The following is a 10,853-nucleotide window of genomic DNA, read 5'->3' as shown; positions in this document are numbered from 1 at the left end:
CTAGCCGCAGCACATCGGCTTTAAACTCGGCGGTATACTTTCGTTTGGGGCGTTGGGATTGGTTCATGGTACACGAAGTTAAAAAGTTTCGTGTCCGGATTTTTAGGACCATATCACATTGCCTGGACGAACTATTTTCGGAGAATCGTCAAAGACTATGAGCATACAGCATCTTCTTCGGTCAGTTGGCTGTATCTGGCCAATAGCCAGATCATGTTACAACGAATCGAGACTTATTGCCAAAGATGATTTCCCAACATACTCTAAGCATAGATTTTAAAATACGAAAAAAAGGTAGTGAGTTTAGCAGTTAGATTGGTAATTTGTTGGGAGAGATTGATGGAATAGGCTTTGCCAAGTAAGTCATTAACAAACTTTAACAGCTCCGCATGGCACGGCTGGGCCGCTTTTTATGTAATTTTGGTCCGGTCTGGATGACCCTACTTACACAAAAAGTAATTCGTTAATCTTCATTTGTATGCAATCATTTAAACGCCTGAACACCCTGACAGGCTGGTTCGTATTTGTTGTTGCACTGGTTACCTATGCAATGACGGTTGAGCGAACGGCCAGTTTCTGGGACTGTGGCGAATTCATTGCGTGTTCGTTTAAGCTTCAGGTTCCTCACCCACCCGGTGCTCCGTTTTTTCTGTTGTTAGGACGGCTATTCTCTATGCTGTCGTTTGGCAACCTGACCAACGTAGCCTACTGGGTCAATATGGCGTCGGTGCTGGCTAGTGCCTTTACGATCGCTTTCCTGTTCTGGACCATTACGATGCTGGCTCAGAAAGCCTTTGGAAAGGCTGAACGTGACTACACCACAGGCGATACGCTCCTGGTGCTGGGTACGGGCGCGGTTGGGGCGCTGGCGTATACCTTCTCTGATACGTTCTGGTTTTCGGCTGTCGAAGCGGAAGTATACGGAATGTCGTCGTTTTTCACGGCTATTGTTGTATGGGCCGCGTTCAAATGGGAGCGTATTGACGATGAAGCAGCCGCAAACCGCTGGCTCATTCTCATTGCCTATCTAACAGGCTTATCGATTGGTGTTCACTTATTGAACCTGGTTACGCTGCCTGCTCTGGCCCTAATTTATTACTTCAAGAAGCAGCCAAAACCAACCTTTTGGGGGGGGGTGATCGCGGCTGGTATTGGTTTGGTCGTGCTGGGTATCATCAATGCGGGTATTATTCCGGGTCTGCCGAGTATGGCGTTTGCTGTAGAGCGGCTGTTTGTCAATTCGTTTGGCCTTCCATTCAACTCAGGGGTGATTTTCTTCACGGTAGTGTTCCTGGGGGCTATTACGTACGGAATCATCTGGTCGGCACGTCAGCGCCGGGTTGTTTTAAATACTTCCTTGTTGGCCCTGGCCTTCGTGCTGATCGGGTATGCCTCGTATATGCAGGTATTGGTACGGGCCGATTTTAACCCGCCAATCAATGAGAACAACCCCGACGATGCGCTCAACTTTCTGTCGTATCTGAAGCGGGAGCAGTACGGGAGCCGGTCGTTGCTGTATGGTCCGGTGTTTACGTCGCGACCAATCGACCAGAAGCGCGGAGCACCCATGTGGAAAAAGGAGACCAATAAGTACGTTATTTTCGATTACCAGCCCGAATACGTATATGCACCCGGCGACGAAATGTTGTTCCCACGGGTGTATAGCAGCCAGCAAAATCACCCGGCCCTCTACCGCCAGATGCTGGGACTAGCCGAAGGCCAGAAGCCTACCATGGGCGACAACCTGAAATTTCTGTTTAGCTATCAGTTGGGCCACATGTGGTGGCGTTATTTGATGTGGAATTTTGCAGGGAGGGAGAGTGACGAAGAAGGGGCTGGGTATCTGCTCCCCTGGTCGTCGGACAATGGTGCGCCTGATCTATTGAAGACCAACAAAGCCCGCGACAATTTCTACATGCTACCATTCGCTTTAGGATTGTTTGGGATTGCGTTTCAGTATTTCCGTCGTCGTCGCGATTTCTTGATTGTCGGGCTGCTGTTCCTGTTTACGGGGATCGCTCTACAGGTTTTCCTGAACTCTCCTCCAACGGAGCCGCGCGAACGTGATTACATCTATGTAGGCTCGTTCTATTTCTTTGCGATCTGGCTGGGGCTGGGGGTAATGGCAATTGCCGAAGGAATACGCAATACGTTAAAGTCCGAAATGGCCCGAAATGGTCTGGTTGTGGGGCTGTGTCTGCTGGTTCCGGTTATGATGGGAGCCAAAAGCTGGGATAACCACAATCGCGATCATCGGTATCAGTCGGTCGATTTCGCTAAAAATCTGCTGAATTCCTGTGCCCCTAATGCCGTTCTGTTTACGGGGGGAGATAACGATACGTTCCCACTCTGGTACGTTCAGGAAGTTGAAGGGTTCCGGCGCGATGTGCGGGTGTGTAACCTGAGTTTGCTGGGAACGGAATGGTATATCCAGCAAATGAAACGCAAAACCTATGAGTCGGATGCGTTACCGATCTCGCTGGAGTTCGACAACTTCAACAAGGGTAAAAATGACATCGTACCCTTTTATGAAATGGCTGGGGTTAAGAATGGTATTGATCTGAAGCAATACATCAACCTGATCAAAACGAACAATCCTGCCATTCAGGTGCCTTTGACCAGTGGCGACATGACCAGCATTCTGCCATCGTCTGTGTTGTTCCTGCCCATCGACAAAGCGGCTGTTGATCAGGCTAATTTTGTTCCGGCCAACCTTCGTCCGTTGATGAAAGATACCTTGCAGTGGACCATCGGCAAGAAGGATCTTTATAAGCCTGATCTGATCATGCTCGATATGATTGCGACCAACAACTGGAAACGGCCTATCTATTTCTCGAGCACCCTGGCCAGCGATAATTATCTGAGCCTGAAAAATTACATGCAGTTGGAGGGCTATGCGTATCGACTGATGCCCGTGGCTATTCCGGGGGCAACCGATGGGTATGTGAACTCCGACATCATGTACAACAACATGTTGAAGAAAACCTTCTGGCGCGATTTCGACAATCCGAATACGTATTACGACGAAACCTATAAAGGGCCACCAGTGATCTCGGCCCGGATTGCGTTCTTCCGGCTGGCTGACCAACTGATGCGGGAAGGCAAAAAAGATAAGGCTCGTGAAGTACTCGACTATTCGTTGCGGGTGATTCCTGATAAGAGTATTCCGTACGACCAGATTTCGTCAAATTATGTGCGATTCCTGTTTGAGGTGGGCGATACCAAGAAAGCCCTTGAAATAGCAGACACAATGGCGGCTCGTGCCGATCAGAATCTGACCTACGATAAGAGTGGAAATGGGAATCGATTTGGTAGCCCTGACTCTGACCTGTATATTCTGCAAACGATTGTCGAAGCCTGTAAAGACGCCAAACAAACGGCTGCGGCTAACAAATACGAGGCAATCTTTCAGAAGCATATCAACGCCTTCGGTTGATCGGTTCCCTGTCGTTTAGTCTGACTCATTGCAACACCCCGAAAGATTCAACCTTTCGGGGTGTTTTGTTCGTAGGCTATTTCAGCAGTTCGCTCCAGAAACCGACCAAAATCGACACAGGCTTTTTCGAACAGGTGGACAACCGATGGCGTAGGTCTGGCAAAAAAACTGGGTTCAAGAATCACTCTGTCCTTTTTTAAGGTTCGTTTCCAAAGGCCAATAACCGAGCCGTTATACACAATGATCGGGCTGAATATACCATTGGCCGAAATGGCCCGTTGCTGTGTATCGGCCGAAAGAACAGCCCGTCGGTCTTTATAGCTGACCGTGTACTCATCGAAAGCGGGAAGTACATACAACGATTCATCGACTGCTTGCGGAATAGGGCGTGATGGATCGAACCAGTAGGTTTGTGAATCGATAGTTTCCGATACAAAGTCGGCTTGAATCGACATCAGCGCACGTCGGGCATCGGTGATCGGTAACCCCGACCACCAGACAAAATCCGACAGGGTGGCGGGCCCGTGACTGGTGAAATACAGGCGGGCCAATTTTGCCAACGCTTCCTCTCGCTGTAAAGGTTGAGAGATGGGCACACGTTCCTGAAGTAGGGCATAGGTTTGCTGGTTGCCTTTGACTGCTCCGTTACAAACGATGCCATCGAGTTCGGCGTGGATCATCAGATGCGACGATCGGTTGTTGTCGGTGGGTATACCTGCCTGTTGGAGTTCAAGCATGAGTTCCGGCCGGGTCAGATGGGTATGACCTGACAAAGCTTTTTCGAGAATGGTATAGCACTTCGTCAGAACATCGGCTGTGATTTCCAGTTCCTTAAGCCTCGATCGTATTGATGTTTTAACGTGAGGAGCAGATACGCCAAGCAACCAGTGAATATGTTCGGCCGCCACGATATGCCAGGTAGGACGTAGGATATGCGTTCGGATCAATTCACCTGAGTCCAGTGCAGCAGTAACCTGCCGTTCGGTTATTCCGGGAAACCGGACGCCTATGGCCCATTTCATCATATAGGCATCCTGCGCCTGCAGGGCACCCACCCAGCTAACCAGTCCGTTTATCGTTTGATGGGTCGATTGAGCAATTTGCTGATTATGTAATCGGTACTGTGCTACGTCGGATAGGTACATGCGGAGCTTGGGCGGAAGGCTTAATGAATGGGATGATTGATTTTTTCTTCGTCCAGATCGATCCGGGCTTCTTCTTTACGAATAACCTCGTCGTCAAATTCCTGAATACTACGCAATCGATGGAGTTCGTCACGTTTTACGTTAATGATATCGGTCATGATTTGATTATACTCGGTCAGGGCTTCACCGTCGTTTTCTACCGATTCCAAATGCCGTTTGGTCTGGTGGAGTTCACTTTCAATACTATTTTTAAGGTTTTCGACTAACTCATTGGTCGTTAGCTGATCGGCGTAATTTTCGCGCAGATGCATTAAGGCTACCTTTAAGACTTTCAGGCGAATTTTTGACTCCTGCATGTCTTCCGACAAACCCTCGTCGGTGTCTCTAAGCTTCACAAGCCGAATAACCCATGGTAAGGTTAAGCCCTGAAAAACGAGCGTAACCAGAATAACGACGAACGTAATGAACAGGATCAGATTCCGGTGCGGAAAAGGGGTATTGTCCGGTAATGTTAACGGTATGGATAGCGCAGAAGCTAAGGACACAACCCCACGCATACCCGCCCAGCCCAGAACGATTGGCCCACGCAGGCCAGGATTCCGTCGGGCTACGGTAATGTATTTGCCAATAAACTGGGTGAAGTAAGAGGAAGCAATCGTGAATACCATTCGTGTAACAATGATGACCCCGGTAATCATCAGGGCGTATAAAATGGCTTCGGTTTTGGAATACCCGTCAAGTCCGTTGATAATGACAGGCAACTCAAGGCCTATGAGAATAAAAACGATGCCGTTCAGCGCAAAAACGACCGTGGCCCACATACCTGTACCCTGAATGCGTGAGCTATGATTCAGGATGACATGGCTTTGATTGGATAGGAAAAGCCCCCCGCTCACAACCGCCATAACCCCCGATACATGAAACTCTTCGGCAACGATATACATGATGTACGGCGCCATGAAGGTCAGCAAAATACTAATTCGGGTAGTTGTCGGTAACCAACGATGTATGGCGTAAAAGACGCAGGCTACCGCCAGCCCGACCGCAATACCCAGTAGGGTTACCAGGACAAAATCGACAGAAGCACTCTGCCAAACGAATGTACCCGATAAAACGGCAGCCAGTGCAAACCGGAATACAACCAGGCTGGCGGCATCATTGACCAGACTTTCGCCTTCCAGGATGCTGATCGTGGCTTTCGATACCTTAATATTCTTTAAAACCGAAGTAGCAGCCACAGCATCGGGAGGAGAGATGATACCGCCTAGCAGAAAGCCCATCGCCAGGGTGAAGCCAGGCATTGTGGCGCTGGAAACATACGCTACCGCAAATGCAGTAACGATGACCAGGCCAAACGCCAGAACAATAATAATCCGTCGCCAGCGCCAGAACTCCTTCCACGATGTGAACCAGGCCGCTTCGTAGAGCAGCGGGGGCAGGAAGATCATAAAAATAAGCTCCGGGTCAATCTCAATTCTTGGTATACCAGGAATCAGGCTGACGATCAGTCCGCTAATGACCAGAAAAATAGGGGTGGGGATGTGTAGTCGCTGGCCAACCATAACCAGCAATGAAACCGCGAGAAGTAGAGATATACAAAGGAATAGTGCCTGATGCATAAGCCAATATGTACATAACGGAGTTTTCTGAAACCGGACGATGAGGCCGGTTCAACTTGATCAGTAAAGAAAGCAAATCCGAATCTGCTTTACAATTAGTTGATCGTTCCCTTAAAAATAAGGTCGATAACGAAACAAGCTGTTATCTATACAGGTACCTTATACCGACGGCAGGTCAATCAGGAGAATAATCTTCAGACCATGAGCAGGAGAACATCCATCACTGTTAGGTGTAAGGCTCCTACGAAGCGCCTTTGATACAAACCAGTCAAAACAGAATATGGGATTCGTATTTGATAGGCGAGTTGCGCACACGAAATTATTACCCGATAATGTATTTATTCTTTAAGCTTTTGCGCTTTTGACTACAATAAAAGTCGTTTAGACTAAACCCGTCAATTCTCTCAATAGGACTTTTGTACCATCAGCTTCATAACTGAAGTCTGGTTGATTTATAGCTGACCAACGTGTGAGTGGCAAATTATGTTTCCCACGGTTGGTATAGGATTTAATTGGATTATAAACGATGAAAATAAATCTCACGATTAATGGGGTAGACAGCACCTTTGAGGCAGATCCAGATATGCCTTTATTATGGCTTATCAGAGACGAGGCCAAACTAAAAGGAACAAAGTTTGGATGCGGAATGGCACTATGCGGTGCCTGTTCGGCCCATGTAGATGGCGAATTGGTCCGTACTTGTTCGTATTCGGCGCAAATGGCACATGGGAAAAAGATAACCACTATTGAAGGATTATCTGGGGGGGCAAATCGCTTACACCCGATCCAACAGGCATGGCTTGATGTCGGGGTGCCACAATGCGGATATTGTCAATCTGGATTTATGATGGCAGCCGCCCATCTTTTGGAAGAAAACAGCAACCCTACCGAAGATGACCTGAAAAATAGTATAACCAATATCTGCCGTTGTGGTACACATCCCCGCATTCTGAAAGCGATTCTTTTAGCTGCCAAACTTCAAAGCAATGGAACAAGTAAATAGTAAGCCCCAAAAGGGATTTTCCAGAAGAAAATTCCTTGCCCGTTCAGGAGCTACAATCGCTGGTTCCATTGCGTTGCTCTACTTTGGACGATCCAAAATACGTACTGGTCTGAGCCAATTGGCCGCCGATGCAAAATTTGATGCTGGCATTGACGATTTTGATCCTACGGTGTGGTTTGAGGTTAATCAGGATAATACGATTACCCTGAGATCCCCCAAAATAGAAATGGGTCAAGGTGTTTTTACAGGGTTTGCCATTTTGGCTGCTGAAGAACTTGATGTAGACGTTACAAAAATCAAGGTTGTCCATGCCTCAACCTCAATGGGGCCCCAAAGTACCGCAGGAACCGGGATGAGTAACAGCACGTCCTCGTTATACACCGCTATTAGAGAGGTAGCGGCTACGTTACGAGAAACCTTGAAGCTGGCAGCGTCAAAATCATGGGGTATACGTGTCACGTCTATTCAAACAGGCGATGGCGTTGCCACTTCAGGTAGTCGCAGTATGCGGTATGCTGAAATTGCTAAGCAAACTAAAATCTGGGAAATCGCAGAAACACCAGCCCTGCGTCAAGCATATTCGTTTAGAATGATCGGTAAAGAGCATAAACGAATTGACTTGGAAGAAAAGATTTCAGGTAAGCCTATTTATGGAATCGATACGGACATATCTGGTATGCTTTACGGTGCCGTACTATATTGCCCATATTTTGGTGGAGAGCTAAAAACAGCGGACACAACACTTGCTGGAAAGAGTACCGATGTTATAAAAATAATTCAGGACAAAAACTGGATTGGTGTCGTAGCTAAAACAAGGTTTGCGGCAGAGAAAGCAATGACCAGCCTCAAGGTTTCCTGGAATTTTGAACCGGGCTACACGACAAAAGATGCCATCGACGCCATTACAGTAGGCAACGGTGTAGCTGTAGTGATGCAGGACGAAGGCAACGCAACGGATGAATTAAGCAGGAATGTACTTACCAGCGAGTATCGGACGCCGATAGGCTTTCATGCTTCTATGGAGCCAAGTATTGTCGTAGCTGATGTTTCAGGTACAAGTCTGAAACTATACACCTCTACACAGAATGTGGCTTTTATGCGGCAGTCTATTGCCGACCAGACCGATTTTAAGGAAGAAAATATCCAAATCATCCCTGCCTTTTTAGGGGGCGGTTTTGGCAGAAGGGGATATAAGCACAATGCCGTTGAGGCTATCAAACTTTCTGAGTCCGTAGGCAAGCCTGTCCATCTACTATATACCCGACAACAAGAGTTTCAAAACGGGTACGTTAGGCCAAACACGCACCATATCCTAAGCGGAAAAGTAGATACCAAAGGTAAAATCCTGGCTATTCAACACGAATTTGCTACAGGTTCTATGGCTTTTTTAGCCTTGCCGATGGCAAAACCCATTATTGGTGCTGACTTTTTAGTGGCCGGGCATGGAGCCCGGATTGCTTATTCCGTTCCAAACAAAAGAACGAAGATATGGAACAGCGATTTGCCTTTTCAAACAGGACTATGGCGGGGCGTGGGTATGTTCGCCAATACGTTTGCTATTGAATGTTTTATCGACGAATTAGCCGTTGAAGCTAAAGCGGATCCTTTACAATTCAGAATCGATCATTGCGGGACTACAGAATTGCTACAACGTCGTAAAAAATTACTGCTAAAACTTGGTGAAAAAGCGGGATGGAAGGCACCGAAGGCAGATACGATTGGTCGAGGCATAGCTGTCTGTGAAGACCGGGGTACCATTTCGGCGGCTATTGTTGAGGTGCAGATTGTCGATAAAAGAATAAAAGTCCTACGAGTAGCGCAAGCCATTGATGCTGGCCTGATTGTAAATCCCAATGGCGTCAGACAACAAATGGAAGGGGCTACGATGATGGCTATCAGTGCTTCTCTTTACGAAGAAGCTACTATCGAAAATAGTCAGTTTGAACAGACCAATTTCCATAACTATCAGGTAGCTATGCTTAAGGATACGCCACATATAGAGACCATCCTTCAGGAGAGTACGGATATGCCCTCCGGTGTAGGTGAGCCTCCATTATCATCCGTTGCACCAGCGATTGCCAATGCCCTGTACAATTTAACATCATTCCGATTACGGACACTTCCTTTACAGGCGGCATTGGATAATTATTATCAACATTCAGAGTAATAATTGGGATCAATACCGCAGGGGCTATGAGATTGATTTACAGGGTGTAGGTTTAATCTCAAAAATAGGGAAAGACCTGAACTGTTTACTTGCCTGCCATATGTCAACAAGGGACAGCAGCTAGAGAGCGAACGTTGAAAATCCTACTCATTAATTAGGGCGAGCCACATAGCCGCCCAGTACCTGCTTCGGAGTATGTTTGGCGTAGTAGCCAGGGGTGCTGGCAGCAATGGCGAGCCGGATTGCCTCAGACTGGCTTATCCCCTGATCAAAGTAGTATTTCGCCTGATCAATTACTTCCTGTATAGTGGGCTTAGTTTGGTACTTCATAAACGAACGAATAAGTCTGAATTCACGCAATTGTAAATGTTACTGAATTAGACTTTTCTGTTTTGTCTATGTCACTCTAGTTCTAATATGTTTTATCGTAAATTTACTAAATGGTGTCTTAAGGGGGGAGTTATACACGTTATTGTCGATGAGTTACCTGCCATTGGCTTTATTGGGAGGGGGTGTAGGTATGGTTTGATACCACAAATTTTATGGCTTCATTAACACGAAACCGTACTGCCTCAACTGCCAAAGTAGCCCAGTTCAGCTATCTTCAGTATCGATGAAACGATAAACTCGTCCTAATGAGACCCGAAAAGGTAGCTAAGTCCTAAACCAGCCTGGGTGCTCTGAAAGACAGGCGATGCGTTACCTGAAATGACGCCCCCATTGTGTAAGAGCCGATCGCGCGTGAAGTTGGCCCAGCCAAGCCGACCGTTAAGCGCCAATTGAGGAGTTAACCGCTTCTCGTATTCCACGGTTAAGTGATAGCCCCAGTTCCATTCCTGCTCGTCACGCCAACTGGTTTGTACATTATAAAGCCCCTGATCGCTGGCCCAACTGTAGTTTCTAGCGGTTATCAGCTTGTCGGAACGGTACCAGTAAGAAAGTCCACCTCCAACGCGTAATGCGGATCGGCTGGATGGTAACAGATCGAATAAAATGCTAAAATCGGTGGTAAGCCGCTGGGTTTGGTCGCTATCGGCATATAGGTCCGAGGCTATGTATTCTCGGCTGTTTCGTTGGAAATAGCCAGCCGAGAGGGCAAGCAACATTCGATCAGATGCCAGATGTCGGGCATATCGGGCCTGATAGTGTAATCCGATCGCATCGATTCCACCCAGTGTCATCATGTCGACACCCACACGAAACGAATGTCTAACCGGCAGATATTGGCCGGAAGCCGTTAAGACAAACCACTGAACGAGAAAGACGAGTATAGCTTTTTTCATGATAAGGCATTCGGTTTAGGATTACCACTAAAACTACGTTTTGTGCCTGAATATAAACCAGGTAGATTATAAATCAAATACCAGTGCACATGTTTTCATTTGTGATAAACGTATTGGGACTTGGGCGGCTACGGCTAACGAATAAAGAAAATAAAAAAGCCCCAGAAGGGGCTAATTTAGTATGGGTCTGCCAACTGGTC

Annotated in this window: 7 protein-coding genes; 3 read left to right on the top strand and 4 right to left on the bottom strand. The window is 47.3% G+C overall.

What is annotated here, in order from left to right:
* Positions 1–478 precede the first annotated feature (478 nt).
* Positions 479–3,436: a glycosyltransferase family 117 protein gene (locus tag B153_RS0119975; protein WP_020598517.1), complete on the top strand. Its 2,958-nt coding sequence runs from the start codon at positions 479–481 to the stop codon at positions 3,434–3,436.
* Positions 3,437–3,483: 47 nt separating this feature from the next.
* Here the strand turns inward: B153_RS0119975 and B153_RS0119970 are convergent, their stop codons facing one another.
* Both B153_RS0119970 and B153_RS0119965 read right to left on the bottom strand, forming a co-directional pair.
* Entirely contained in the window at positions 3,484–4,581 is a 1,098-nt protein-coding gene (locus tag B153_RS0119970; protein WP_020598516.1) for a winged helix DNA-binding domain-containing protein, read from the bottom strand.
* A gap of 20 nt (positions 4,582–4,601) precedes the next feature.
* Complete coding sequence (locus tag B153_RS0119965; protein WP_026262296.1) at positions 4,602–6,200, bottom strand: Na+/H+ antiporter; 1,599 nt, start codon at positions 6,198–6,200, stop codon at positions 4,602–4,604.
* Positions 6,201–6,726: 526 nt separating this feature from the next.
* Here B153_RS0119965 and B153_RS0119960 point away from each other — a divergent pair.
* Together B153_RS0119960 and B153_RS0119955 are read left to right on the top strand one after the other, a co-directional pair.
* Complete coding sequence (locus B153_RS0119960; protein ID WP_020598514.1) at positions 6,727–7,203, top strand: (2Fe-2S)-binding protein; 477 nt, start codon at positions 6,727–6,729, stop codon at positions 7,201–7,203.
* Positions 7,187–9,370: a xanthine dehydrogenase family protein molybdopterin-binding subunit gene (locus B153_RS0119955; protein WP_020598513.1), complete on the top strand. Its 2,184-nt coding sequence runs from the start codon at positions 7,187–7,189 to the stop codon at positions 9,368–9,370. The genes B153_RS0119960 and B153_RS0119955 overlap by 17 nt, the downstream gene beginning before the upstream one ends.
* A gap of 150 nt (positions 9,371–9,520) precedes the next feature.
* On the opposite strand, the gene B153_RS0119950 is transcribed toward B153_RS0119955, so the two are convergent.
* Entirely contained in the window at positions 9,521–9,700 is a 180-nt protein-coding gene (locus B153_RS0119950; protein ID WP_020598512.1) for a hypothetical protein, read from the bottom strand.
* A 302-nt stretch (positions 9,701–10,002) separates the two neighbouring features.
* Positions 10,003–10,653: a hypothetical protein gene (locus B153_RS0119945; RefSeq protein ID WP_020598511.1), complete on the bottom strand. Its 651-nt coding sequence runs from the start codon at positions 10,651–10,653 to the stop codon at positions 10,003–10,005.
* Positions 10,654–10,853: the final 200 nt, after the last annotated feature.

The sequence above is a fragment of the Spirosoma panaciterrae DSM 21099 genome, assembly GCF_000374025.1.
Classification (GTDB): domain Bacteria; phylum Bacteroidota; class Bacteroidia; order Cytophagales; family Spirosomataceae; genus Spirosoma; species Spirosoma panaciterrae.
The sequence above is the reverse complement of the archived record's forward strand: the minus strand, read 5'-3'. Positions and strand labels throughout refer to the sequence as shown.

What these genes read in the sequence shown, in the direction of transcription:
- B153_RS0119970 (WP_020598516.1), bottom strand. Translation starts at nt 4,581, where the DNA reads ATGTACCTATCCGACGTAGCACAGTACCGATTACATAATCAGCAAATT.
- B153_RS0119960 (WP_020598514.1), top strand. Translation starts at nt 6,727, where the DNA reads ATGAAAATAAATCTCACGATTAATGGGGTAGACAGCACCTTTGAGGCA.
- B153_RS0119955 (WP_020598513.1), top strand. Translation starts at nt 7,187, where the DNA reads ATGGAACAAGTAAATAGTAAGCCCCAAAAGGGATTTTCCAGAAGAAAA.
- B153_RS0119965 (WP_026262296.1), bottom strand. Translation starts at nt 6,200, where the DNA reads ATGCATCAGGCACTATTCCTTTGTATATCTCTACTTCTCGCGGTTTCA.
- B153_RS0119950 (WP_020598512.1), bottom strand. Translation starts at nt 9,700, where the DNA reads ATGAAGTACCAAACTAAGCCCACTATACAGGAAGTAATTGATCAGGCG.
- B153_RS0119945 (WP_020598511.1), bottom strand. Translation starts at nt 10,653, where the DNA reads ATGAAAAAAGCTATACTCGTCTTTCTCGTTCAGTGGTTTGTCTTAACG.
- B153_RS0119975 (WP_020598517.1), top strand. Translation starts at nt 479, where the DNA reads ATGCAATCATTTAAACGCCTGAACACCCTGACAGGCTGGTTCGTATTT.